Source organism: Streptomyces lydicus (genome assembly GCF_000717345.1).
GTDB lineage: Bacteria > Actinomycetota > Actinomycetes > Streptomycetales > Streptomycetaceae > Streptomyces > Streptomyces lydicus.
Window position 1 is genome coordinate 1 of the sequence record NZ_JNZA01000034.1, and the last position, 23,131, is coordinate 23,131.

A 23,131-nucleotide genomic window follows, 5' to 3' on the forward strand; every position below is an offset into this window, starting at 1 on the left:
GGTCGGTGGTGCGGCCGGGGTACGTGGGCGGGGGGTCGGGGGAGGGCTGTGCGGTGGGGTCGGTGGGGGAGGGGGACGGGGACGGGCCGAGGGGGCTCGGCGAGGTGGCGGGCGGTACGGGGCGGGGTGCCGGGTCGTCCGGGTTGGCGGCCAGGCGGCCGAGCACGGCGGCGGCGGCCGCGGCGGCCACCGCCAGCGGCAGCCCGAAGCGGCGCAGCCAGGGCCCGGAGAGGCGGGCCGGCAGCCCGCGGCGCGGGGACGGGCCCGGTGGTGCGGCGGGTCGCAGGTCCCGGAGGCCGATGCTGTCGGCGCGGGCGGTGAAGGCGCGGCGCAGCCGTTCCTCGACGGGCCGCTCGGGCGGGGTTCCGGGGCCGTTCATGACCGCGCCTCCAAGATCTTTTCCAGGGAGTCCAGGGCGCGGCTGGCGAGGGACTTCACCGAGCCGCGGCTGATGCCGAGGGTCGTGGCGATCTGGGCCTCCGTCAGGTCGCCCCAGTAGCGCAGGACGAGGACCTCCCGCCGGCGCGCGGTCAGTCCGTTCAGCGCGGCAAGGACCTCGCGGTGTTCCTCGTCCAGCACGATGCGCTCCTCGGCGGACGGTGCGTCGGCCTCGTACGGCGGGGTGTAGTCGCGGGCGGTGCGGCGCCGGCGCAGTACGGAGCGGGCGGCGTTGACGACCGCGGTGCGCAGGTAGGCCAGGGCGTTGTCCACCTCGCCGAGTTGTTCGCCGTGGCGTTTGTAGAGGGCGGCGAAGGCGTCCTGGACGACGTCCTCGGCGGTGGCGCGGTCGTCGACGAGCAGGACGGCCAGCCGGACCATGGTGAGCCGGTGGGCGTGGTAGAGGTCGCTGAGGGTGGGCCGGGGGTCGGGCGGGGGTGCGCCGCCGCCTTCGTCCGGCAGGGCGTGCGGGCGGTGGGCCGGCGGGCCGGCCGCGGGGTGGCGGGCCGGGCGGCCGGTGCGGTGCGGGGCCTCGCGGTGGGCGGACGCCGGGCGGACGGTGCGCAGCAGCCACCGCCACAGGGCGTGCCGGGGCCCCGGCAGGGCGAACCGTACCGGGGCGGTGTGCGGGCCGGCGGAGTACTCCATCGATTCCTCGGGCCTGGTGGTCCTCAGCCGCGCCGGCGGCGGACGGCGTAGACGGTGCCGCCGCCCGCGGCGATCAGTGCCGCGGCGCTCGCGCCGAGGACCGCGGTGGTCGTCGAGGAGGCGCCGGTGTGGGCGAGTTCCTTGCCATTGCCGCTGCTCTTGGCGGGCTTCGACGGCTGTGCGCTGGGCGGCAGGGTGGGCTCGGCGCTCGGGCGGGGGCTGCTGGGCGAGCTGGGTTCGGCGGTGGGCCGGGAGCTGGCGGGCGAGCTGGGTTCGGCGGTCGGCCGCGGGCCTCCGGGCAGGGTGGGCCGGGGGCTGGGGGTGTGGGAGGCGCCGGCCGACGGGGTGGCCGTCGGCGGTGCCGTGCTCGTACGGTCGTCGGCGTGCGCGGGGCCCGCCGTGGACAGCGCGGCGAGGGCCAGTGCCGCGATCAGCCCGGCGCCGGCCGCGCCGCGCCGGCGGCTGCGATGGGCGGAGGGGCGGGCGGCGGGGGTCGTACGGGAAGACTTCACGGTCGGCTGCTCCACGTTCTTCGACGGGCGGCGCCTGTTGGCGCCCTCACCCGTCACGACGTGCGGCGGCGGCGGGGGTTGCCGGAGGGTGCGGAAATTTTTCCGGGCCCCGCCGGGGGCCGGTTTCAGCCGACGCTGCGCAGCAGTTTCTCGACCGCCTCGACCCGGGTGCCGAGTTCGGCCAGTTGTGCGCTCACCGTCTCCTGCTGGACGGTGACCCGCTCGGCGAGCTTGCGGTACTCGGCCAGCGCCGCGGCGTCCGCGCGGTGCCGCTGCAGCTTGAAGTACGAGGCCACGATCGTGGTGACCGAGGCGAAGAGGATCAGGAGTACCGCTATCGGGATGATGGTGCTGCTCATGTGGGCGTCCCCCTAGGGTCGTTCGTCCGGTGCCGCCCCCGCGGCCGCGTCCTCGTGGAGGGCGGCGAGGACGGTGGCCACGTTCAGCTTCAGCTCGAACGGCGTGAGTTCGAAGTACTTCAGCGCCTTGCCGTCCTCGGACAGCTCCAGCCGCCCCACCACCAGGCCGGCCTTCTCCAGCCGGTCCAGATGCATGTAGAGCAGCGGCCGGGACATCTCCAGGCGGCGGGCCAGCTCGCTGACGTACAGCCGGCCGTCGGCCAGCTCCGCGATCACCCGCAGTCGTTGCGCATGGCCCACGGCGGACAGCAGGGCCAGCAGCTCCTCGCTGTTCATGGCCCACCTTCTCGCCGTTCCGGACGCCTGTCAGCGGAGGTTGTCCCATGCCGCGACGGACTGTCAAACAGGTCCGCCGCCCTCCGGCCGCCACAATCTTACGGTTGACGCTTTGCTGTGACACCTGTAATTCTCCACTTACATGTAAGTCATGACTGACAGGTGCCCATGGGGGCGACCGCATGCGAAGGGGGAGGGCAAGTGGAGATGACCGTGCACGAACGGCCGGGAGGGCTCCGGCCGAAGGGGGACCGGCCGGCGGGCCGGCGGCCGGTGACCGTACGCGTCGCGGTGTGGAGTGCCCGGCACCCCTGGCGCGCGCTGGCCGGATGGCTGGCGTTCGTGGTGCTGTGCCTGGGGGTGGGCGCCGCGCTCGGTACCCACCAGGCCACCGCGGCGGACTACCGCGTCGGCGAGGCGGGCCGCGCCGAAACCCTCGCCGCGGAGGGGCACCTGGACCGCCCGGGGGTCGAACAGGTGCTGATCACCGCCCGGTCCGGGCCGCTGGACCGGGCCGCCGCCGAGGCGGCCGTACGGGACGTCACCGCCCGGATGGCGAAACTGCCCGAGGTGGCCGGGGTCGCGGATCCGGTCCGCTCGGCCGACGGCCGGGCACTGCGGGTCGCGGTGACCATGAAGGGCGCCGCGGCGGACGCCAAGCGTCATGTCGCCCCGCTGGCCGCGCAGACCGCGGCGGTCCAGCGCAGCCACCCGCAGCTGCGGGTGGCGGAGACCGGCGGTCCGTCGATCTCCGTCGGCCTCGACGACCAGCGCGACCAGGACCTGGCCCTCTCCGAGGCGCTCACCCTGCCCATCACCCTGCTGACGCTGCTGGCCGTCTTCGGCTCCGCGCTGATGGCGGCGGTCCCGCTGCTGCTCGCGCTGTCCTCGATCGCGGCCGCCATGGGCCTGTCCATGGTGGTTTCCCACGTCCTGCCGGACGCCGGTGTCGGCAACAACGTCATCATCCTGATCGGCATGGCCGTCGGGGTGGACTACACGCTCTTCTACCTCAAGCGCGAACGCGAGGAACGGGCCCGGTCCGGCGGCCGGCTCGGCGCCGAGGCGCTGGTGGAGCTGGCCGCCGCCACCTCCGGCCGGGCGATCGTGGTCTCCGGCCTCGCGGTGGTGGTCTCCACCGCCACGCTCTACCTGGCCACCGACGTCGTCTTCGCCTCGCTCGCGACCAGCACCGTCATCGTCGTGCTGGCCGCCGTCCTCAGCTCGCTGACCGCGCTGCCGGCGCTGCTGGTCGTGCTCGCCCGGCGGACCGAACGCCGCGCGGCCCGGCGCGGAAACCGGGAGCGCCGGAACGGGCGCCGGCCGGCCGAGCGGCACCGGCCCGACGGGCAGGGCCGCGTCTGGGGTGCCCTGCTGCTCCCGGCGCGCCGGCACCCGGCCGCCACGCTCTGCGTCTCCGTCCTGGTGATGCTGGGCCTGGCCGCCCCCGCCCTGGGCATGCAGCTGCGGGTCCTCAACGTTGACAGCCACTCCCGCGAGATCCCCGCCATGCGGACCTACGACCGGCTCACCGCGGCCTTCCCCGACCTGCGGGTGCGGCACCAGATCGTGGTCCGGGCGCCCGCCGACCGGTCCTCCGAAGTGGCGTCCGCACTGCGGAAGTTGAACGCACGGACGGCCTCCGATCCGCTCTACGCCACGGTCCGGACCCCGCTCGTGCGCACCTCCGGGGACCACCGCACCACCACCATGGAGCTGTCGTCGCCCCACAAGGTCAGCTCGCCCGAGGCGCGGCGCTCGCTCGATCGGCTGCGTACGCGCTATCTGCCGGAGACGGTCGGGGCGGTGCCCGGCGCGCGGTTCGCGGTCAGCGGGGACGTCGCGCACGACACCGACTACCTGGCCCATCAGGACGCCAAGCTCCCGCTGGTCGTCGGCGCGTTGCTGCTGCTGACCTTCCTCCTGACGGCCCTGGTCTTCCGTTCCGTCGTCATCGGGCTGCTCGGCGTGGCGCTCAATCTGCTGTCCGCGGCGGCGGCCTTCGGCCTGGTCGTGGTCTTCTTCCAACACGGCCTGGCGAGCGTGCTGTTCGGCGTCGACGAGGCCGCGACCGGCGCCATCGGGTCCCGGGTGCCGCTGTTCCTCTTCGTGATCCTCTTCGGCCTGTCGATGGACTACCAGGTGTTCGTGGTCAGCCGCATCCGGGAGGAGGTGCTGCGCGGCGTCCCGACCCGGCAGGCGGTGCTGCACGGTCTGGGCGCCTCCGCCAAGGTCGTCACCAGCGCGGCGGCGGTCATGGTCACGGTCTTCGCCAGCTTCATGCTGCTGCACCTCGCCGAGATGAAGCAGATCGGCTTCAGCCTCGCGGTGGCCGTGCTGCTGGACGCCTTCGTCATCCGCGTGATGATCCTGCCCGCCGCGCTGATGCTCCTGGGGCGGGCGAGCTGGTGGCCGTCCGGCGCCGGGAAGGGCGCCGGACGGCGCGTCGCGCTCGCCGACGGGTGAACGCCGGGAGGGCGGACGGTCAGATCGTCGCGGCGTCGATCACGAAGCGGTAGCGGACGTCGCTCGCCAGCACCCGCTCGTACGCCTCGTTGATCCGGTCCGCGCTGATCACCTCGATGTCCGCGGCCAGCCCGTGCGCACCGCAGAAGTCGAGCATCTCCTGGGTCTCGGCGATGCCGCCGATCATCGACCCGGCGAGCGACTTGCGCCCGGGGATCAGCGCGAAGGCCGCGACCGGCAGCGGGTTCTCCGGGGCGCCGACCTGGACCAGGGTGCCGTTGGTGCGCAGCAGCCCGAGGTAGGCGTTCAGGTCCAGGTTGGCGGACACGGTGTTGACGATCAGGTCGAAGGTGCCGGCCAGCGCCTCGAACGTGGCCGGGTCGGAGGTCGCGTAGTAGTGGTCCGCGCCCAGCCGCAGGCCGTCGTCCTTCTTGCGCAGCGACTGGCTCAGGACGGTGACCTCCGCACCCATCGCGTGCGCGATCTTCACGCCCATGTGGCCGAGGCCGCCCAGGCCGACGACCGCGACCTTCTTGCCGGGGCCGGCCTGCCAGTGGGCGAGCGGCGAGTAGAGCGTGATGCCGGCGCACAGCAGCGGGGCCGCGGCGTCCAGCGGAATGGTCTCGGGTATGCGCAGCGCGTAGTTCTCGTCGACGACGACGTGGGTGGAGTAACCGCCGTAGGTCGGCTCGCCGTCCCGGCCGGTCGCGTTGTACGTGCCGACGTTGCCGAGGTCACCGGTGCAGTACTGCTCCAGCCCGGCCCGGCAGTTCTCGCACTCCCGGCAGGAGTCGACGAAGCAGCCGACGCCGACCCGGTCGCCGGCCGTGTAGCGGGTCACTTCGGCACCGACCTCGGCGACCACACCGGCGATCTCATGGCCGGGGACGATCGGGAAGTTCCCGCCGTCGCCCCACTCGGCGCGCACGGTGTGGATGTCGGAGTGGCAGATGCCGGCGTACTTGATCTCGATGAGGATGTCGTGGGCACCCAGCTCGCGGCGCGGAATCGTGATCCGCTCCAGCGGTGCCTTCGGGGCGGGTGCGGCGTACGCGGAGACAGAGGTGTGGGTCATGCCAACGAGAATGCGACCCTCCGGTTCTTCCAGCCAGAGCCGCTTGAACATATGCACGCCGTGCCTAGCACTGGCAGAACCCCCCTCCGGGGGGGACGGGCCGGATCCCGGTCATGGGTGGGCCCCGGTCGGCGGGTGAGGGTTCACCGCGCCGGCCGGGGCCCGGTCCCGGATCAGGAGAAGACCACCGAGCGGAGCTTCAGCCGGTCGGAGGCGTGGCCGCCGTGCGGCCGGAGGCTGAAGAAGTCGCCCGTGCAGTCGGGTCCCGTGAAGACCGTCGCGGTGGCATCGGTGTAGTTGCGCGGCGAGTGGGCCGGCGGCACGAATTCGGCGGCCACCTCGGGGAGGGTGATGCACTCCCGGCTGGCCGGATCGGACAGCACGCCGACGTGCGGCCCGCTGGAGTCCTCGTAGACGTAGGTGAACGGGCCGGTGGCGGCGCCGGCCGGCGCGGCGGGCAGGGCGAGGGCGAGCGCGAGGGCGCCGACGGCGGTGGCGGCGACGGTGGCGGGGCGGTGCAGACGCATGGGGCGTCCCTTCTCTTCCGGTGTCCGTGCGGAAGGTGGGCTGCCCAGGCGCGTGCCCGGAGATGTACGGAGATGTCCGGCCTCACACGAAGGAGGACCGGTGAATCGATCCGTCGAGCGTTGTACGAGCGGGAGCCGGGAGCCGGGAGCCGGGAGCCGGGAGCCGGGAGCCGGGAGCGGGGAGCGGGGAGCCGGGAGCCGGGGCTCTCCGGGGTTCCGGGCCGGCGGCCGCGGGGCGTCGACGCGGCCCCAGCGCTACGGCCGTTGGGGCGCCGCGATCCGGGCCCGCAGGACGTCCGCGATCCGCTCGCACCACTCGCGGGTCTCCCGTTCGAAGCCCAGACCGCGCAGGCAGGTCAGATACGGGCCGATCCGGGTGCCGTGGGCCAGGAAATCGGCCTCGTCGCGGTCACCGCGCAGCCGCACCAGCAGCTTCCCGAGGACCTCGGCCTTGGCTGCCGCGATCCGGGCCCGCTCGTCGAGCTGCTCGATCACCGGACCGGCGTCGATCCGGTCCACCGCCTGCACCTTGACCAGCAGGTCGTCACGGATGAAGGACGGTTTGGCGGAGCCCGCGGCGAACCGCTCCAGTTCGGCCAGGCCCGCGTCGGTCACATGGAACAGCCGTTTGTTGGGCCGGGTCTCCTGGACCACCTGACGCCCGGCGACCAGCCCCTCCGCCTCCAGCCGGGTCAGCTCGGCGTACAGCTGCTGCGGCAGCGCGTGCCAGAAGTTGGCGACGCCGATGTCGAACGCCTTGGCCAGCTGATAGCCGCTGTACTCGCCGTCCAGCAGCGCCGCCAGCACCGCGTGCTTGAGAGCCATGCCCCGGCCACCCCTTCCCATACTCAAGAATCTGACTAATCATAGTCGCGACTAGGTGGGATGGGCACACACGAGAGGGGACGACGGCATGGCGACGACCGCGGAGCGGTTCAAGGCGGCGGTGGAGGCACGCGAACTGGACGGGGTGGCGGAGCTGTTCACCGAGGACGTCCGCCTCTACAGCCCGGTGAAGTTCACGCCCTTCGAGGGGCGGCCGATGGTGCTGGGGCTGTTCGGGGTGCTGCTGCGCACCTTCGAGGACTTCCGTTACGTGGGTGAGCTGGCCGGCCGCGCGGAGACGGCGGCGGGCGGGACCGCCGACTCGGAGATCCTGATCTTCCGGGCCACGGTCAACGGCAAGCAGATCCACGGCATCGATCTGCTCCAGTTCGACGAGGCGGGCCGGATCAAGGAGTTCACGGTGATGGTGCGGCCGCAGTCCGCGGTGCAGGCGCTGGGCGAGGCGGTGCTGGCCGGGCTGGTCGCGGACGGGCTGGTGCCCCAGCCGTAGGGCCCGCGGGCCGGCCCCCCGGTGGATGGTGCGGGGGCCGGCGTGCGCGGGGGTGCGGGGGCCGGTCGGCCCGCCCTGACCCGGCCGCTTACGCGGGCTCAGCCGGTCAGCGAGATCGCCGCGGCCGGGCAGATGGCCGCCGCCTCGCGTACCGCGTCGTGCAGCGCGGCCGGCGGCTCGGCATCCAGGACGACGACGATGCCGTCCTCGTCGCGCTGGTCGAAGACGTCCGGCGCGGCCAGCACACAGCTTCCGGCGCCGCAGCACTTCTCCTGGTCGGCGTGAATGCGCATGGTTCTCCCAAGTGAGGCGTACGAAAAGGGTGGTGGGGCGATTCTTGCGGGGTCGTGGCTACCAGGCGACCGGCAGCGCGTGCACCCCGTAGATCCCCATGTCGTGCCGGAAGGGGACCTCCTCGAAGGGGACGGCGAGCCGCAGCCCGGGCAGCCGGCGCAGCAGGGTTTCCAGGGCGATCTGCAGCTCCACCCGGGCCAGCGGCTGGCCCAGGCACTGGTGGACGCCGAAGCCGAAGGCGACATGGCGGCGGGCGTCGCGGCCGACGTCGAGGGCGTCGCCGCCGGGGAAGACCGCCTCGTCACGGTTGGCGGAGTTGAGCGTGCACAGCACGCCCTCGCCCGCGCGGACGGTGACGCCGCCGACGCTGACGTCCTCGGTCGCGACCCGCGGCAGACCGTTGTGCACGATCGTCAGATAGCGCAGCAACTCCTCCACGGCGCCCTTGATCAGTGACGGGTCCTCGCGGAGCCGGGCCAGCTGGTCGGGGTTGCGCAGCAGGGTGAGCGTGGACAGTGCGGTCATGTTCGCGGTGGTCTCGTGGCCCGCGATCAGCAACAGCCGTCCCATGGAGGCGATGTCCCCGTTGTCGAGCTCGCCGCGTGCCACCAGCCGGCTGACGATGCCGTCGTCCGGCGTGTGCCGCTTGGACTCGGCGAGCCGGCTCAGATACTGCTGCAACTCCTGCTGGCTGGCGCGGACCTCCTCGGGTGCCGAGCGGAGGCTGAGCAGGATCCGGCTGCGCTCCTGGAAGAAGGCGTGGTCCTCGTAGGGCACGCCGAGCAGCAGGCAGATCACCAGCGACGGCAGCGGCAGCGCGAACTCGGTGACCAGGTCGGCCGCGTCGCGGCCGTCGGTCATCCGGTCGAGCAGTTCCTCGGCGATGCGCTGCACCTCGGGGCGCATCGCCTCCATCTTCTTGATCATGAAGTCGGCGGTGAGCATGCGGCGCAGCCGGGCGTGCTCGGGGTCGTCCTGGCGAATGAACGTCGGGGTGCTGGTGACCAGTTCGCGTCCGCCGGCGGTCAGGAAGGGGAAGCCCGGCCGGGTCGCGTCGGCGCTGAAGCGCGGATCGCCGAGGACCGCCCGTACGTCCTCGTGCCGGGTCACCAGCCAACAGGAGGAGCCGTCCCACAGCGTCGCCCGGGTGACCGGTTCCTCCCGGCGCGCGCGTTCGATCTCGGGAGCCGGGTCGAAGGGGCAGCCGCCGGCCCGGGCGGCCGGTACGGCGAGGGCGGCGGGGGTGGCGGTGCGCGCACCCGGGCCGGTCTCGCGCTCCGCGTCGGTACGTTCTGCAGTCGTCATGCGGCTGGTCCTTCCACGGTCGGGACACGGCGTGCGCCGTGACGAACGGTGCGGGTGGCGCCACTCCTCGACGGGCTCACGGGCCTGGACGGAACGGTCCGTCCCCGGTGAGAACTCAGCTAGTTACCTAAGTTAAGCAACTAAGTTGTCGACACGTTAACTCACCCCGAACGAGGCGGGGAAGGGCAGATCAAGGCGTGCGCGAGGTTGGCTCAAAGCGAGCGCAGAGCGGTACGCAGCGTGCCTGTCCGCGTACGGATCCCGTCGTTCCAGGGGCCGCTACAGTGCCTGCATGCCGGACCCCGGAAGAGACCAGGACCCCACCGCCGCACTGCAAAGAGTGCTGGCCACGCTGTCCTACCTGCTCACCCGCTCCCGGGCGCACGAACGCCAGGCGGCCCGGGCGGGCGTCACGGCGGCACGCTCCGACCTGTGGCTGCTGATGGCGCTGGAGGACTGCGGAGGCGTCAGCAGGGTCGGCGATCTGGCCGCGACGCTGATGGTCGAGCCGCCTCATGTCACCCGGCAGATCGGCCAGTTGGAGTCGCAGGATCTCGTCGAGCGCACCCCGGACTCGCTCGACCGCCGGGCCCGCAAGGTCGCCATCACCCCGCACGGCAGGGCGATACTCCGGCGCCTCCAGCAGAGCAGCCAGGCCGGTCTGCACGAGGCCCTGGACGGATTCGACGACTCCGACATCGCCACCACCGTCGCGGTGCTCAACCACCTGGTGGCCTGGGCCCGCCACAAGCACGCGGAGGAGGACCGGCCGCGCGGCCGGGGCGCGTAGCGGCGTACGGCACATGACGTAGGGGCGGGGCGGAGAGGTAGGGGCGGGGCGGAACAGCCGGCCCCCGCCCCCTCGGTGGCCGTGGTTATTCGATCTCGACCCGGCCGCTGTGGCCCTGGGTGCCGCCGGAGGCCGCGGCGCCGTTCTTGTCGGTCTTGGTGTTCTGGGCGTCGGGGGAGCCGAGGTTGCGGCGGACCGAGTCCAGGATGGTCAGGCCCTGGCCGACCAGGCCGGCGGCGACCTCACCGAGGCCGTCGGTGCCGTTGAGGATGTTGACATTGGCGTTGGCCAGGCCCGCGGAGGCTTCCTTGACGATCTGCGGGAGCTGGTCGATGAGCATCCGGTCCAGGGCCACCCGGTCGTACGAGGCGGCGGCCTCGGCCTGGATCTTCATGCGCTCGGCCTCGGCCAGGGCCAGCAGCTTGATGCGCTCGGCCTCCGCCTCGGCGGGCTTGACGACCTCGGCGACCAGTTCCTGCTGACGCAGCTGGGCCCGCCGCTCGGCCAGTTCGGTCTGGGCGGCGAGGACTTCCCGCTGGGCGTTGGCCTGGGCCAGCGGACCGGCCTGGGCGGCGTGCGCCTGGGCGCGGTCCACCTCGGCGGAGTACTCGGCCTGGACCACGGCGGTCTGCCGGGAGTACTCGGCCTGGTTCCGCGCGGCCTCCTGCTGGGCCTCGACGGACGCCTGGGTGGCCTTGGCCTGGGCGATCTGCGCCTGCCGCTGGATGGCCGCCTTGTGCGGGGCGGACATCGCCTCGATGTAACCGGTGTCGCCGTCGTCGATGGACTGGATCTGCAACGAGTCGACGATCAGACCGATCTTGGCCATTTCGGTCTTGGACGTCTCCAGGACCTCGGTGGCCAGTTTCTGCCGCTCGGTGACGATCTCCTCGACCGTCATCGAGCCGATGATGGACCGGAGATGGCCGGCGAAGATCCGTCCGGTCAGCACCGACATCTGGTCCTGGTCGGACAGGAAGCGCTGACCGGCGTTGACGATGCTCTCGGTGTCGTTGCCGACCTTGAACGCGATCACGGCGCGGACCGTGAGGGCGATGCCCTGCCGGGTCACGCACTTCTCGGCGACCTCCGCCTCACACATCGCCAGCGTCAGAAAACGGACCTTGCGGAAGACCGGCAGCACGAACTTGCCGTGGCCGGTCACCACCCGGAACGGCGCGCCGCCCTGGCCACGCCTGCCTCCCGAGATCAGCATCGCTTGATCGGGGGCAGGTACGCGGTAACCGAACATGCTTCGTCTCCTCAACCTGCGTCGCCGGCATCGCCGGCCGACGCGTCCAACGGATCGGCCCACTCCATGACGTCCACCTGGCGCTGGCCACGGGAATCGATCACGAGCACGGTCGCCCCCACCGGAAGGGGGTCGGCGGACCAGGCGAGGAACGTTTCGGAGCCGCCCCTGACCCGCACCAGGACCTCACCGGGACCGGCAGCCCCGCGAGTGCCGATCAGCAGCACTCCGGTACAGCCGATCACGGCATCGTCCTGTGCCATCAGCGGCTGCCCTCCCCCGTTACGTACCTGGAAAACCGACCATAGCGCCCCCGCCCGCGGGGGCCTATGGCGGGACGGCGGCGAGTTGAACGGGCCGTGCGCGGCGATCAAATTCCCGTCAAGACCTGCCGTTACTCCTTGCGGAGAGCCGCGCCGGGGGACTCGGCGGAGGGCAGCGCGTCGAGTGCGGCGAGGAGGTCGGCAGGCTCGGCGCGCACCGTGTAGTCGGTGTCTATGAAGGACCAGCGGATGACGCCGTCGCGGTCGATGACGTAGGTGGCGGGCAGCGGCAGGGTCCGGGAGTGGCCGCCGTTGACGTGCTGGAGGTCGAAGCCGAAGGAGTCGTACACGGCGGCCAGGTCGTCGGGCAGGTCGAAGGCGAGGCCGTATCGGGCCGCGGTATCCGAGCCGAGGTCGCTGAGCACGTCGAATTCCAGGGAGTGCTTCTCGGCGAGGGTGAGGGACTCGTCGGGGATCTGCGGGGAGACCGCCACCAGCCGGGCGCCGCGGGCGGTGATCCCGGCGTGCTGCTGCTGGAGGGCGCGCAGGGCGAGGTTGCAGTACGGGCACCAGGCGCCGCGGTAGAAGGTGAGCACGACCGGCCCGGCGTCGAGCAGGGTCTCCAGGGACACCGTCTCGCCGGTCGCGGTGGGGAGGCGGAAGCCGGGCGCCTTGTCGCCGGTCCGAAGGGCCCGGGCGGCCTGTCCGGAGGCGGCCAGGTCACGGGCCGCGCGCTCCATCACCGCACGGGACGCGGCCGGGACTTCGGGGTGGCGGGTGCGGAACGATGCGGCGAGTGCGGCGAGTTCGTCACGAAGGCTCATGGTGAGGGTGCTCCTGTGGTGTGGGGTGGGCGCGCAGCGGGGCCAGGGCGGCGGTCACCGTGTCGGTCAGCGCCCTCGCGTCGGCACCGGCGCGGGAGCGCAGATTGACGCCGTAGGCGAGGGTCGCGAGCACCGACGCGGCGGCGTCGAGGTCCGTGGACGGCGGGAGCTGCCCCAGCCCGGCGGCGCTGCCGAGGGCCGCCCGCATGGCGCGCTCCAGGGTGGTGTGGTGGGCCTCTAGGAGGGTGCGGATACCGGGGTCGGCGCACTCGGGGCCCGCGTAGGCATTGGTGACCATGCAGCCCCAGCCGGCGACCGGACCGGAACATCTGACGTCGATCAGCCCGGCGAAGAACTCCTCGATCGCGGTCAGCCCCCCGTCCGCCGCCGCGAGACGGGCGAAGGCCGGTGCCGAGTGCTGGGCTATGTAGCGCTCCAGCGCCGCGGCGTAGAGGCCGTCCTTGCTGCCGAAGGTCGCGTAGAGGCTGGAGCGGCTGAGGCCGGTCGCGGTCACCAGCGCCTGGATGCCGGTCGTCGGCAGGCCCTGGCGCCAGAAGATCTGCAGGGCGTCGTCGAGCACGACGTCGGGGTTGAAGTGCTTGATGTCGGGCATGGCGAGCCTGCTCCTTTCGCGCTCCGACCCAACTGGGAACGGTCATTCCAAGATACGCGAACCGGTCGACGGCGCAAGGGAGTTGGGGGAAGCCCTGTGGAAAACATGCGGAACCGGTCCCTCCGCGTCGGGGGGCGCGGAGGGACCGGTTCGGTGGAGGGGGCGGGCGCTACGCGCGCCGGGAGCCCGGCTTCGGCAGCAGCGGAAGCAGCGCCGAGATCGCGGCGGACAGTACGACGTTGAAGACCACCGCGGTCGTCAGCGCGTGCCCGTACGCCCCGGCGTCGTTGTGCGCGGCGCCGCCGAGCGCGTTGTAGTAGAGGACGCCGACGATGGCCACGCCGACCGCGCCGCCGATCTGCTGACCGGTGGAGAGCACGCCGGAGGCCATCCCCACGTGCCGGGGACCCACGTTGCTGAGCACCGCGTTCAGCAGCGGCGTGACCAGCAGACCGTTGCCCGCGCCGACCAGGATCAGCGTCGGTGCCAGCTCCCAGGCGGTCAGCGCGGAGCCGGCGCTGACGGCCAGGAAGATCGTGCCCAGGAACCCCAGCGCGCCGATCAGGCCGCCGAGTTGCAGCACCCGGCGCCCGAAGCGGGCGAGCCGGCCGGCGATCAGGCTGGCGGCGAAGAAGGCGACGGCGAGCGGCGTGTAGACCAGGCCGGCGCCGAGCGCGTCCATCCCCAGGCCGTCCTGCAGCGTCAGCGACAGGATGAGGAAGAAGGAGTTGATGCCCGCGTAGGCCAGGACGACCAGGGTCATGCCGACCGCGAACGGGCGCTCCCGCAGCAGCCCCAGCTGGATCAGCGGGGCGCCGCCCGCGGCGTCCACCCGCCGCTCCACCAGCCCGAACACCGCGAACGCCAGCGCGCTGCCGGCCAGGCTGAGCCAGGTCCACAGCGGCCAGCCGTACGAACGCCCCTCGACCAGCGGCACCACGAGCAGGAACAGCGCCACGGTGAGGACGACCGCGCCGGGCAGGTCGAGCCGGCGGGCCTCCGGGGCGCGCGACTCGGGCACGAACAGCGCGGCCAGCAGCAGCGTCACCAGACCGACGGGCACATTGACCCAGAACACCGGCCGCCAGGAGGAGCCGAAGAGGTCCGCGGAGATCAGCACCCCGCCGAGCAGCTGGCCGATGATGGTGGACATGCCGATGACCGCGCCGAGCGCACCGAACGCCTTGGGGCGCTTCTCGGCCGGGATCAGTACCTGGATCATCGCGAAGACCTGCGGGAACATCGCCGCCGCGCTCAGCCCCTGGACCAGCCGCGCACCGATCAGGCTGACGGAGTCCGGCGCCAGCGCGCAGCCCACGGACGACAGCGTGAACAGCGCCATCCCGATCATGAACAGCCGCTTGCGGCCGAAGCGGTCGCCGAGGCGGGCGCCGGTGATCAGTGCGATGGCGTAGGTGAGCTGATAGCCCGCCAGGATGAGCTGGATGTCGGCGGGCGTGGAGTGCAGATCGGCCTGGATGGCGGGGGCGGCGACCAGCACGATGAACGTGTCGAGAACGGCCATGAAAGCCCCGACCAGCACGATGGTCAGGGCCCGCCACGGCGCCGCCCCTCCGGCCGCACCGGAGGGCGGTCCTGCCTGCGGCGTCGCCGGCCGCACCGGCGCGGACTGCTGCCCCGTGGCGCCTGAGGGTTGGGTCTGGGTCATGAGGTAAGCGTCGAACAGCCCCCGTCCGACAAACAGAGACCGATTATGCTGGTGTTCCCACTACCCCCATATACGTGCTACGCCCATATATACGTGCGGAGGCCCTGACCCGGCCGGCACACCCCGCGATCCGCGGCGAACGGGAGTATCGGATGGCTGACCAGCAACGGCGGCGCTGCCTGGCGGAGTTCCTGCGCTCGCGGCGGGAGCGGCTCACACCCGAGGAGGCGGGGATCCTCGCGGGACCGCGGCGGCGCACTCCCGGCCTGCGGCGCGAAGAGGTCGCCCAGCTCTCCGGGGTGAGCGTGACCTGGTACACGTGGCTGGAGCAGGCGCGCGACATCACCGTCAGCCGGCAGGTCCTCACGAGCCTGGCGCGCGCCCTGATGCTCAGCTCGATCGAGCGCCGGCACCTGTTCGCGCTGGCCGGGGTGCCGCTGCCGGAGCAGCCGCCGGGCCGCGGCCCGGGCCCCGCGCTCCAGCGGCTGGTCGACGCGCTCGAACCGCACCCCGCGTACCTGCTGGACGCCAACTGGGACCTGGTGGGCTGGAACCGCGCCGAGGCGGGGCTGATCGGTGACCCGGGACAGCTGGAGCCGGCCGAACGCAACCTGCTGTGGCTGGTGTTCATGGATCCGGCCATGCGCACGCTGATGGTCGACTGGGAGGGGCAGGCGCAGAATCTGGTCGCCCAGTTCCGGGCGGACGCCCGGGCGCGCTTCGGGGATCCGCGCTTCGAGCGGCTCACCGGCGGACTGCGGGAGGCGAGTGCGGAGTTCCGCGGATGGTGGGAGGCGCACGACATCGCGGACTTCGGCAGCAACCGCCGGCAGTTCCGCCACCCCTGGGTCGGCCGGCTGACCTTCGACTACGTGAAGCTGGCGGCGATGGACGCGCCCGGCGTCAAGCTGTTCGCGTGCATGCCGGCCGACGCGGAGACGTCCGGGAAGCTGCCCGCGCTCCAGCGGTGTGCGACCGGCGAGGTGCCGGACGCCGCCGAAGTGGCCGACGCCGTCGACGAGTTGAGCGTCTCGCGCGCGGGAGCGTAGCGGGCCCGCGCGGTGCGCCGGGTCATGGAATTCTCAACGAATTCCCAATACCCCAGTACGCGGAGTGACCTGCGTCACGTTTGCTTGACTGGCTGATAGCCAGCCCTCTTCTATTGGCGGCACGCGGCCCATGTCGACCGAGGGCGCGCGACGAATGCACACCGGGGGGTATGGCATTGCGTAGTCGACTGCCTTGACGCGCTGTTAGCGCATTCCGTCGTTCACCTTTCACCTTCTTTTACCGTCCGGCGCCAGCGTGTTCTCTCTTCCGCTGCCTGCGCCCGGTGCGATCCCTTTCCCTTGAGGCGCGCAGCCGACTGCGCCGTACGGTCATGACGGCCTGCTCCGGCCACTCGACCACGGCCGCCCGCGTCCTTCGGGAAATTCATTGTTGAGATACGGAGGGGAATCCCGACATGCCCTTGAACAGGGAATTCATCGGCCGCAGCTGGCGGGCCGCGGAAATCTACGAGGTAAGCCGCGAGAAACTCCGCGACTTCGCGGTCGCGATCGGCGAGACGCACCCGGTCTATCTGGACGAGGAAGCCGCGGTGAAGCAGGGCCACCGGACCGTCATCGCACCGCCCACCTTCGCCACCACGCTGTGGTTCCGCATGGGCAACTGGCCGATGCTGGTACCCGAGTTCGGCAAGCAGAAGGACCCGGTCTGCGTCCTCGGTGACCAGCGCGTCACCCACCACCGGCGGATCCACGCCGGCGACCGGCTGTGGTTCACCACCACCGTCCGCGACATCCGCGACATCGGCCGGCACGAACTCTTCGAGATGGAACACCAGGTGACCTCGGAGGACGGGGAACCCGTCTGCACCGTCGTCGACCAGATGATTTCCCGCAATTCCGCGGCACCGAAGGAGCAGCGGTCATGACTACCCAGGTCGATTACGACAACGTCCCGGTCGGAATGCAGCTGGCCGCCCAGGAATTCCAGCTCCTGCCGGTCAACGAAATCATGTACTGCGGCGCCTCTCTCGACTTCGTCGGTGTCCACTGGAACCCGCGCGTCGCGCGCTCCGTGGGAATGGATCACATCGTCGCCCACGGCCCGCTGACCGAGGCAAAAGCGCTCAGCCTCGTGCACGAATGGACCGGGGATCCCGGTTCCGTCGTGGCCCAGCACGCCCGATTCCACAAGCCGGTCCTCATACCCGACGACGGCGTGGGTGCCCGCTACCGCATCCACGGAACCGTGACCGAGAAACTGGCGGACCGGCGAGTCGTGGTCGAATTGACCGCGGTATCCCCGCAGGAAGAGGAATTGGCCACCGTACGCGCGGTAGTGCAACTCGCGTGAATGCCCCCGAGACCCCAAGGAGCTCACCCATGCGCACACTGCTCGTCGACAACCACGATTCCTACACCTTCAACCTCTTCCAGCTCATAGCCGAGGTCAACGGCGTCGACCCGGTCGTGGTCACCAACGACACCCCGATGCTGAAGACCCTCCGCCAGGGCGGATTCGACAACATCGTCATCTCCCCGGGCCCGGGCCGCCCGCAGGAGTCCCGCGACCTCGGATACGTGCCCGACCTGCTGCGCCACACCGATCTGCCGGTCCTCGGCGTCTGCCTCGGCCACCAGGCCATCGCGCACGCCGCCGGCGCCGCCGTGGTCCCCGCCCCGCGGCCCCGCCACGGCCACCTCGCCAGGGTCACCCACGACGGCGACGCCCTCTTCGCCTCCGTCCCCGCGGAATTCACCGCCGTGCGTTACCACTCGCTGTGCGTCGACGAGCCGCTGCCGCCGGAGCTGGAGGTCACCGCGCGCGCCGACGACGGCGTGATCATGGCGCTGCGCCACCGCGACCTCCCGCGCTGGGGCGTGCAGTTCCACCCCGAGTCCATCGCCTCGGAATACGGCCGGGAGATCCTCACCAACTTCCGCGACCTCACCCACGGCGTACGCGACGAGGCCCGGCACACCGCCCGCGCGACCGCCCGCCCGGCCGGCCGGCGCCCGGCCGGCGCGCCCACCCACCAGCTGATCACCACCGTCCTGCCGCAGGCCGTCGACACCGAAGCCGCCTTCGCCCGGCTGCACGCCGACGCCCCCCACTGCTTCTGGCTCGACAGCAGCCGCGTCGAGGAGGGCCTGTCCCGCTTCTCCTTCCTGGGCGACGCCACCGGCCCGCTCAGCGAGATCCTCACCTACCGGCTGTCCGCCGGCGCGGTGAAGGTGCAGGACGCGGGCGGACTCCGCCTGGAGAGCGGCTCGATCTTCGAGGTCCTGGACGCCCGCCTCAAGCAGCGCCGCCTCGACGCCCCCGACCTTCCCTTCGACCTCACCGGCGGCTACGTCGGCTACTTCGGCTACGAACTCAAGGCCGACTGCGGCGCGTCCCGGCGGCACGCCGCGGACACCCCGGACGCCGTCTGGATGTTCGCCGACCGGCTGATCGCCGTCGACCACCAGGAACAGCGCACCTACGTACTCGCCGTGCACACCGACGACGAGCAGCAGACCATCGCCGCCAAGGAGTGGGTCGAGGCGACGGCGGAGCGCCTGACCGCCCTGGAGCCCCTCCCCGACGACGACGCGGGCAGCCGGCAGCCCGCCGACCCGGCCCCCGACGCGGCCCCGTACCTCGTCCGCGACCGGGCGGGCTACCTCGCCGACATCGACGAGTGCCGGCGCCAGCTGGTCCGCGGCGAGAGCTACGAGATCTGCCTGACCGACAAGCTGCGGATGCCGCCCGTCGACGCCACCGCCGCCGCCGACCTGGCCTTCTACCGCCGGCTGCGGCGCGCCAACCCCGCCCCCTACTCCGCGCTGCTGCGCCTGGGCGGCACCACCGTCTTCAGCTCCTCGCCCGAGCGGTTCCTGCGCATCGAGCGCGACGGCACCGTCGAGAGCAAGCCCATCAAGGGCACCGCACCGCGCGACGCCGACCCCGTACGCGACCGGCAGCTCGCCGAGGAACTGGCCGCCGGCGCCAAGACCCAGGCCGAGAACCTGATGATCGTGGACCTGCTGCGCAACGACCTCGGGCAGGTCTGCGAGATCGGCAGCGTGAAGGTCGACCGCTACATGGCCATCGAGTCCTACGCCACCGTCCACCAGCTCGTCTCCACCATCCAGGGCCACCTCGGCCCCTCCGTCAGCGCCGTCGACTGCGTACGCCACTGCTTCCCCGGCGGCTCGATGACCGGCGCGCCCAAGCTGCGCACCATGGAGATCATCGACCGCCTGGAGACCGAGGCCCGGGGCATCTACTCCGGCTCGCTCGGCTACTTCGGCCTCTCCGGCGGCACCGACCTCAACATCGTGATCCGCACCGCGGTCCGCAACGGCGAGGAGCTGACCATCGGCGCGGGCGGCGCCATCGTCCTCGACTCCGACCCCCAGGACGAGTACGAGGAGATGCTCCTCAAGGCCGCCGCCCCGCTGCGCGCCTGGCAGGCCGGACGATGAGCGAACGGCTCCGCTGGGACGACGCGCAGGGCGCCCTGGTCCCCGCCGGCCCGCCCGGCACCGTCCACGCCATCGACTCCTGGCTGTGCGCCGAGGGCCGGGTGCGCGGGCTCCCGCTGCACCTGCGCCGGTTCGCCGCGGCCTGCGAGGCGCTCGGCGGACCGCCGGGCCCACAGGTGCACGCCTTCTTCCAGGCGGTGGCGGAACGGCTCCCGGCGACCGGCACCTGGTTCCCGCGCGTCGAACTCGCTGTGGACAACCGGGAATTACGCCTCCACCTGTGGATACGCCCCGCGCCCGCCCTCGGCGAGAGCGTACGGTTGTGGACGGCCGAGGGCCCCGACCGCCGCAGCCGCCCCGACATCAAGGGCCTCGACCTCGACCGGCTCACCGCGCTGCGCAACGAGGCACTGGCCGCAGGCGCCGACGAGGCGCTGCTCCTCGACGCCGCCGGGCGCCTCGTGGAGGGCGCGACCACCAGCCTCCTGTGGTGGCGGGACGACGTCCTGTGCACCCCGCCCGACACGCCCCGCCGGCTCGCCTCCGTCACCCGCGAGCTGCTCCTCGGCATCGCCGCCGCCCAGGGCATCCGCACCGCCCGCGAAACCCCCACGCCGCGCGCACTCGACGGCCTCGAAGTCTGGGCGGTCAACGCCCTGCACGGCATCCGGCCCGTCACGCAATGGACATCCGCGCAGGTCAGCGCCGGACCGGCGATCCGCGCTCCGCGCTGGCGCGGCCATCTGAGCCGCCTGGCGCAGCCCGCCCCTTCCGCCCTCTCCACTAGGACGCCCGACCATGTCCAGCACACCCGTTAGCGCACCGGTCGCCCCCGGCGGCAGATCCGGCCCGCCGCCGGCCTTCGAACGTGATCTGCTGCACCAGCTCACCAGGCGCTGGGGCAAGCGGGTCGCCGTCAAGAAGGACGAACTCGACCTCGACGGCCACTTCGATCCCGAACTGCCGGACTTCCCCGACCACTTGGTGCCGCTGCTGGCCCTGCCCGGCGCCGCACCGCTGGACGCGGAGGCCCGGGGCCGGATCCTCTCCGCCTCCTGGATCGCGTACAACGCCAAGACCACCGCGATCGAGGACGAGGTCATCCTGCCCGCCTGCCGGCTGATGCTTCAGGACCGCATCCCGGTACGCAAGGACGAGGCGGCCGTCGTCGCACTGCACCAGACGATCATCGACGAGCACTACCACATCCTGATGTGCCAGAACGCGGCCTCGGTCACCCGGCGCCGCCGCGAGCTGGCCGACCTCGCCTTCGACCCGCAGGGCTGGTCGGTGGTGCGCGCCCTGGAGGAGCGCCGCCGCGAGCTGACCGGCCCGGCCCGCGACCTGGTGGAGATCGCCTTCGCGCTGGCCGCGGAGACCACCATCAACGCGTTCCTCTCCACCATCTCCACCGAGTTCGGCATCCAGCCGATGAACCGCCTCACCGTCGATCTGCACCGCCGCGACGAGAGCGGCCACGCCGTGGTCTTCCGCGAACTGGCCGTCTCCCTCTACGGCGCACTCTCCCCGGACGAGCGCGAACTGTTCAAGGACGCGCTGGTCCAGGGCCTGGACGCCTTCCGGGCGCCCGACTTCGACCCCTGGGTCGGGGTGGCCGCCACCGGCGGGATGGCCGTCACCGCCGACGAGCTGCGCGACGCGGCCGCCGGTCGCCCGGCCGCCCCCAGGGACACCGGCCCCCTCCAGTCCCTCCTCGCCGACCTGGGACTCTCCGAGGACCTCGGCCCCGCCCTGGCCATACCGGCCACCACCCCCGCGCGAAGGAGCTGACGGCGTGTACACCCTGACCGACGACCAGCAGGCGATCCGGCGTGCGGCGCGGGACTTCGCCGACGAGTACCTGGCCCCCGACGCCGCCGAGTGGGACCGCGAGAAGCACTTCCCGGTGGACGTGCTCCGCAAGGCCGCCGAGATCGGCATGGGCGGCGTCAACGTCCGTGAGGAGAGCGGGGGTTCGGGGCTGACCCGGATGGATTCCGCGCTCGTCTTCGAGGCGCTGGCCACCGGCTGCCCGACCATCTCGGCGTACATCTCGATCCACAACATGGTCGCCTGGATGATCGACACCTACGGCACCGCCGCCCAGCGCGACCGGTGGCTGCCGCTGCTGTGCTCCATGGAGCACCTCGCCAGCTACTGCCTGACCGAACCGGAGGCCGGGTCGGACGCTGCCGCGCTGCGCACCCGCGCCGTACGGGACGGTGACAGCTACGTCGTCACCGGCGTCAAGCAGTTCATCTCCGGCGCCGCGTCCTCCCAGGTCTACCTGGTGATGGTGCGCACCCATGAGGCCGGGTCCCGGGGCATCACCGCCCTCCTGATCGACAAGGACACCCCGGGGCTGTCCTTCGGCCCCAACGAACGCAAGATGGGCTGGAACGCCCAGCCCACCCGGCAGGTGATCCTCGACGGGGTCCGGGTCCCCGTCACCCACCGCCTCGGCCAGGAGGGCGAGGGCTTCAAGATCGCCATGCACGGTCTGAACGGCGGCCGGCTGAACATCGCCGCCTGCTCGCTCGGCGGCGCCCGCACCGCCCTCGACCGCAGCATCAGCCACCTCAGCCAGCGTGAGGCGTTCGGCGACAAACTGGTCCACCGCCAGGCCCTCCAGTTCCAACTGGCCGACATGGCAACGGAACTGGAGGCGGCCAAGACCATGCTCTGGCAGGCCGCCGCCGCCCTGGACGCCGGCGACCCGCGCGCCGTCGAGCTGTGCGCCATGGCCAAGCGTTTCGTCACCGACGCCGGCTTCCACGTCGCCAACCAGGCCCTCCAGCTGCACGGCGGCTACGGCTACCTCGCCGAGTACGGCCTGGAGAAGATCGTCCGCGACCTCCGCGTCCACCAGATCCTGGAGGGCACCAACGAGATCATGCGGCTGATCATCGCCCGGAGCGTGGTGGGCACGGCGGCCTGAGCGACGGCCGGTCGTACCCGGCCGTGGCACCCGACCGGAGCGGGCACAGGATGTCGGGTCCGGCAGGGTGGCTCCTTCCTACGGTTGTCGCGTCAGAAGGAAGGAGGCCGGGGTGCTGGAGCAGCTGAACCGCGCCATGGAGCACATCGAGGGCCACCTCGACGAACGGATCGAGGCCGGCGAACTGGCGCGGATCGCGAGGACGTCGGAGTACCACTTCCGGCGGATGTTCTCCGCGCTGGCGGGCCTCCCGCTGTCGGAGTACATCCGCCGCCGGCGGCTGACCGTCGCGGGTGCCGAGGTGCTGGCGGACGAGCGGACGCTGCTGGATATCGCGGTGCGCTACGGCTACACGTCGGGGGAGGCGTTCGCGCGTGCGTTCCGTGCGGTGCACGGTGTCGGCCCCGGTGAGGCCCGGCGCACCGGGGCCGCTCTGCACTCCCAGCCACGGATGTCCTTCCGCCTCATCGTCGAAGGGAGCACCACCATGCGCTACCGGATCGTGGAGAAGGACACGTTCCGCATCGTCGGCAGGAAGACCCGTGTCCCGCTGGTCCACGAGGGGGTGAACCCGGCCATCGCCGCGTTCATCAAGGACCTCGGGCCGGACACCGTGCAGCGCATCACGAGCCTGTCCGACCAGGAGCCGGCCGGCATCGTCTCGGTGACCGAGCACCTCTCCGCCAGCCGCGAGGAAGGCACCGAACTCGACTACTACCACGCGGTGGTGACGGACGCCGAGGCCCCTGGAGACCTCGACGTCCGCGTCGTCCCCGCGGGTACGTGGGCCGTCTTCGAGAACAGCGGGGCGTTCCCCGAGACGCTCCAGAACACGTGGCGCGACGTGTACACCCAGTGGTTCCCCTCCAACCCGTACGTGAGCCGGCCGGGCCCGGAGATCCTCTCCACCCGGCCCTCGCCGGACTGGACGGAGGCGGACACGCAGCTGTGGATCCCGGTGGAGCGGACGGCGGCGGCCTGAGGGACCGCCGGAACACGGCGTGGGCG

Annotated in this window: 26 protein-coding genes; 11 read left to right on the top strand and 15 right to left on the bottom strand. The window is 72.1% G+C overall.

Going from position 1 to position 23,131, the window contains the following annotated elements; genetic code table 11:
- From OO62_RS27530 to OO62_RS27550, 5 genes are all read right to left on the bottom strand, one after another.
- On the bottom strand, positions 1-379 hold a 379-nt coding region (locus tag OO62_RS27530), incomplete at its 3' end, for a hypothetical protein (RefSeq protein WP_033270317.1).
- The gene (locus tag OO62_RS27535; protein ID WP_033270318.1) at positions 376-1,086 is read right to left on the bottom strand and encodes an RNA polymerase sigma factor; all 711 of its coding nucleotides are present in this window, start codon (positions 1,084-1,086) and stop codon (positions 376-378) included. The genes OO62_RS27535 and OO62_RS27530, both read right to left, overlap by 4 nt.
- A 23-nt stretch (positions 1,087-1,109) precedes the next feature.
- Positions 1,110-1,598, bottom strand: a complete 489-nt coding sequence (locus tag OO62_RS37120; protein ID WP_129322993.1) for an LAETG motif-containing sortase-dependent surface protein — start codon at positions 1,596-1,598, stop codon at positions 1,110-1,112.
- Positions 1,599-1,723: 125 nt separating this feature from the next.
- A complete protein-coding gene (locus OO62_RS27545; RefSeq protein ID WP_033270319.1) occupies positions 1,724-1,957 on the bottom strand; it encodes a hypothetical protein in 234 nt (77 codons plus the stop codon).
- Between the two features lie 12 nt (positions 1,958-1,969).
- Complete coding sequence (locus OO62_RS27550) at positions 1,970-2,293, bottom strand: ArsR/SmtB family transcription factor (RefSeq protein ID WP_033270320.1); 324 nt, start codon at positions 2,291-2,293, stop codon at positions 1,970-1,972.
- 207 nt (positions 2,294-2,500) lie between these two features.
- On the opposite strand from OO62_RS27550, the gene OO62_RS27555 reads away from it, so the two are divergent.
- Positions 2,501-4,759, top strand: coding sequence for an MMPL family transporter (locus tag OO62_RS27555; protein WP_078617385.1), 2,259 nt, complete (start codon positions 2,501-2,503; stop codon positions 4,757-4,759).
- 19 nt (positions 4,760-4,778) lie between these two features.
- Here OO62_RS27555 and OO62_RS27560 read toward each other — a convergent pair whose 3' ends face one another.
- The 3 genes from OO62_RS27560 to OO62_RS27570 form a co-directional block, all read right to left on the bottom strand.
- Complete coding sequence (locus tag OO62_RS27560; protein ID WP_033270369.1) at positions 4,779-5,834, bottom strand: NAD(P)-dependent alcohol dehydrogenase; 1,056 nt, start codon at positions 5,832-5,834, stop codon at positions 4,779-4,781.
- A gap of 173 nt (positions 5,835-6,007) precedes the next feature.
- Positions 6,008-6,361 carry a hypothetical protein gene (locus OO62_RS27565; RefSeq protein WP_033270321.1) on the bottom strand — a complete coding sequence of 118 codons (354 nt, stop codon included), beginning with the start codon at positions 6,359-6,361 and terminating at the stop codon, positions 6,008-6,010.
- A gap of 255 nt (positions 6,362-6,616) precedes the next feature.
- Entirely contained in the window at positions 6,617-7,186 is a 570-nt protein-coding gene (locus OO62_RS27570; protein ID WP_033270322.1) for a PadR family transcriptional regulator, read from the bottom strand.
- 88 nt (positions 7,187-7,274) lie between these two features.
- Between OO62_RS27570 and OO62_RS27575 the strand changes: the two genes are divergently transcribed.
- The gene (locus tag OO62_RS27575) at positions 7,275-7,697 is read left to right on the top strand and encodes a nuclear transport factor 2 family protein (protein WP_033270323.1); all 423 of its coding nucleotides are present in this window, start codon (positions 7,275-7,277) and stop codon (positions 7,695-7,697) included.
- A gap of 98 nt (positions 7,698-7,795) precedes the next feature.
- On the opposite strand, the gene OO62_RS27580 is transcribed toward OO62_RS27575, so the two are convergent.
- On the bottom strand, positions 7,796-7,990 hold the full coding sequence (locus OO62_RS27580) for a ferredoxin (protein WP_033270324.1): 195 nt from the start codon (positions 7,988-7,990) through the stop codon (positions 7,796-7,798).
- 58 nt (positions 7,991-8,048) lie between these two features.
- The gene (locus OO62_RS27585) at positions 8,049-9,296 is read right to left on the bottom strand and encodes a cytochrome P450 (RefSeq protein WP_033270325.1); all 1,248 of its coding nucleotides are present in this window, start codon (positions 9,294-9,296) and stop codon (positions 8,049-8,051) included.
- 292 nt (positions 9,297-9,588) lie between these two features.
- Between OO62_RS27585 and OO62_RS27590 the strand changes: the two genes are divergently transcribed.
- On the top strand, positions 9,589-10,086 hold the full coding sequence (locus OO62_RS27590) for a MarR family winged helix-turn-helix transcriptional regulator (RefSeq protein WP_033270326.1): 498 nt from the start codon (positions 9,589-9,591) through the stop codon (positions 10,084-10,086).
- An 85-nt stretch (positions 10,087-10,171) separates the two neighbouring features.
- Here the strand turns inward: OO62_RS27590 and OO62_RS27595 are convergent, their stop codons facing one another.
- The 5 genes from OO62_RS27595 to OO62_RS27615 form a co-directional block, all read right to left on the bottom strand.
- A complete protein-coding gene (locus OO62_RS27595; RefSeq protein WP_033270327.1) occupies positions 10,172-11,338 on the bottom strand; it encodes a flotillin family protein in 1,167 nt (388 codons plus the stop codon).
- A gap of 11 nt (positions 11,339-11,349) precedes the next feature.
- Positions 11,350-11,601 (bottom strand): hypothetical protein, encoded by a 252-nt coding sequence (locus OO62_RS27600; RefSeq protein ID WP_033270328.1) that lies wholly within the window; start codon positions 11,599-11,601, stop codon positions 11,350-11,352.
- 131 nt (positions 11,602-11,732) lie between these two features.
- Positions 11,733-12,425, bottom strand: coding sequence for a peroxiredoxin-like family protein (locus tag OO62_RS27605; RefSeq protein ID WP_033270329.1), 693 nt, complete (start codon positions 12,423-12,425; stop codon positions 11,733-11,735).
- The gene (locus OO62_RS27610) at positions 12,412-13,038 is read right to left on the bottom strand and encodes a TetR/AcrR family transcriptional regulator (RefSeq protein WP_033270330.1); all 627 of its coding nucleotides are present in this window, start codon (positions 13,036-13,038) and stop codon (positions 12,412-12,414) included. The genes OO62_RS27605 and OO62_RS27610 overlap by 14 nt, the downstream gene beginning before the upstream one ends.
- A gap of 169 nt (positions 13,039-13,207) precedes the next feature.
- Positions 13,208-14,707 (bottom strand): MFS transporter, encoded by a 1,500-nt coding sequence (locus OO62_RS27615; RefSeq protein WP_033270331.1) that lies wholly within the window; start codon positions 14,705-14,707, stop codon positions 13,208-13,210.
- A gap of 152 nt (positions 14,708-14,859) precedes the next feature.
- Between OO62_RS27615 and OO62_RS27620 the strand changes: the two genes are divergently transcribed.
- The 8 genes from OO62_RS27620 (at position 14,860) to OO62_RS27655 (ending at position 23,105) form a co-directional block, all read left to right on the top strand.
- On the top strand, positions 14,860-15,756 hold the full coding sequence (locus OO62_RS27620) for a helix-turn-helix transcriptional regulator (protein ID WP_051733653.1): 897 nt from the start codon (positions 14,860-14,862) through the stop codon (positions 15,754-15,756).
- Between the two features lie 416 nt (positions 15,757-16,172).
- The gene (locus OO62_RS27625; protein ID WP_033270332.1) at positions 16,173-16,643 is read left to right on the top strand and encodes an FAS1-like dehydratase domain-containing protein; all 471 of its coding nucleotides are present in this window, start codon (positions 16,173-16,175) and stop codon (positions 16,641-16,643) included.
- Positions 16,640-17,068, top strand: coding sequence for a MaoC/PaaZ C-terminal domain-containing protein (locus OO62_RS27630; protein WP_033270333.1), 429 nt, complete (start codon positions 16,640-16,642; stop codon positions 17,066-17,068). Before OO62_RS27625 ends, OO62_RS27630 begins: the two co-directional genes overlap by 4 nt.
- 29 nt (positions 17,069-17,097) lie before the next feature.
- Positions 17,098-19,185, top strand: coding sequence for an aminodeoxychorismate synthase component I (pabB, locus tag OO62_RS27635; RefSeq protein ID WP_033270334.1), 2,088 nt, complete (start codon positions 17,098-17,100; stop codon positions 19,183-19,185).
- The gene (locus OO62_RS27640; RefSeq protein ID WP_051733654.1) at positions 19,182-20,003 is read left to right on the top strand and encodes an aminotransferase class IV; all 822 of its coding nucleotides are present in this window, start codon (positions 19,182-19,184) and stop codon (positions 20,001-20,003) included. Before pabB ends, OO62_RS27640 begins: the two co-directional genes overlap by 4 nt.
- Positions 19,984-20,976: a diiron oxygenase gene (locus tag OO62_RS27645; RefSeq protein WP_051733655.1), complete on the top strand. Its 993-nt coding sequence runs from the start codon at positions 19,984-19,986 to the stop codon at positions 20,974-20,976. Before OO62_RS27640 ends, OO62_RS27645 begins: the two co-directional genes overlap by 20 nt.
- Positions 20,977-20,980: 4 nt before the next feature.
- The gene (locus OO62_RS27650; RefSeq protein ID WP_033270335.1) at positions 20,981-22,123 is read left to right on the top strand and encodes an acyl-CoA dehydrogenase family protein; all 1,143 of its coding nucleotides are present in this window, start codon (positions 20,981-20,983) and stop codon (positions 22,121-22,123) included.
- Positions 22,124-22,235: 112 nt separating this feature from the next.
- Entirely contained in the window at positions 22,236-23,105 is an 870-nt protein-coding gene (locus OO62_RS27655) for an AraC family transcriptional regulator (RefSeq protein WP_033270336.1), read from the top strand.
- The last annotated feature ends 26 nt before the right edge of the window (positions 23,106-23,131 follow it).

Coding starts and splice junctions, on each gene's coding strand:
- OO62_RS27590 (WP_033270326.1), top strand. CDS start 9,589: ATGCCGGACCCCGGAAGAGACCAGGACCCCACCGCCGCACTGCAAAGA.
- OO62_RS27545 (WP_033270319.1), bottom strand. CDS start 1,957: ATGAGCAGCACCATCATCCCGATAGCGGTACTCCTGATCCTCTTCGCC.
- OO62_RS27640 (WP_051733654.1), top strand. CDS start 19,182: ATGAGCGAACGGCTCCGCTGGGACGACGCGCAGGGCGCCCTGGTCCCC.
- OO62_RS27575 (WP_033270323.1), top strand. CDS start 7,275: ATGGCGACGACCGCGGAGCGGTTCAAGGCGGCGGTGGAGGCACGCGAA.
- OO62_RS27555 (WP_078617385.1), top strand. CDS start 2,501: ATGACCGTGCACGAACGGCCGGGAGGGCTCCGGCCGAAGGGGGACCGG.
- OO62_RS27625 (WP_033270332.1), top strand. CDS start 16,173: ATGCCCTTGAACAGGGAATTCATCGGCCGCAGCTGGCGGGCCGCGGAA.
- OO62_RS27630 (WP_033270333.1), top strand. CDS start 16,640: ATGACTACCCAGGTCGATTACGACAACGTCCCGGTCGGAATGCAGCTG.
- OO62_RS27620 (WP_051733653.1), top strand. CDS start 14,860: ATGGCTGACCAGCAACGGCGGCGCTGCCTGGCGGAGTTCCTGCGCTCG.
- OO62_RS27605 (WP_033270329.1), bottom strand. CDS start 12,425: ATGAGCCTTCGTGACGAACTCGCCGCACTCGCCGCATCGTTCCGCACC.
- OO62_RS27610 (WP_033270330.1), bottom strand. CDS start 13,038: ATGCCCGACATCAAGCACTTCAACCCCGACGTCGTGCTCGACGACGCC.
- OO62_RS27645 (WP_051733655.1), top strand. CDS start 19,984: ATGTCCAGCACACCCGTTAGCGCACCGGTCGCCCCCGGCGGCAGATCC.
- OO62_RS27595 (WP_033270327.1), bottom strand. CDS start 11,338: ATGTTCGGTTACCGCGTACCTGCCCCCGATCAAGCGATGCTGATCTCG.
- OO62_RS27565 (WP_033270321.1), bottom strand. CDS start 6,361: ATGCGTCTGCACCGCCCCGCCACCGTCGCCGCCACCGCCGTCGGCGCC.
- OO62_RS27560 (WP_033270369.1), bottom strand. CDS start 5,834: ATGACCCACACCTCTGTCTCCGCGTACGCCGCACCCGCCCCGAAGGCA.
- OO62_RS27615 (WP_033270331.1), bottom strand. CDS start 14,707: ATGACCCAGACCCAACCCTCAGGCGCCACGGGGCAGCAGTCCGCGCCG.
- pabB (WP_033270334.1), top strand. CDS start 17,098: ATGCGCACACTGCTCGTCGACAACCACGATTCCTACACCTTCAACCTC.
- OO62_RS27550 (WP_033270320.1), bottom strand. CDS start 2,293: ATGAACAGCGAGGAGCTGCTGGCCCTGCTGTCCGCCGTGGGCCATGCG.
- OO62_RS27570 (WP_033270322.1), bottom strand. CDS start 7,186: ATGGCTCTCAAGCACGCGGTGCTGGCGGCGCTGCTGGACGGCGAGTAC.
- OO62_RS27585 (WP_033270325.1), bottom strand. CDS start 9,296: ATGACGACTGCAGAACGTACCGACGCGGAGCGCGAGACCGGCCCGGGT.
- OO62_RS27535 (WP_033270318.1), bottom strand. CDS start 1,086: ATGGAGTACTCCGCCGGCCCGCACACCGCCCCGGTACGGTTCGCCCTG.
- OO62_RS27580 (WP_033270324.1), bottom strand. CDS start 7,990: ATGCGCATTCACGCCGACCAGGAGAAGTGCTGCGGCGCCGGAAGCTGT.
- OO62_RS27600 (WP_033270328.1), bottom strand. CDS start 11,601: ATGGCACAGGACGATGCCGTGATCGGCTGTACCGGAGTGCTGCTGATC.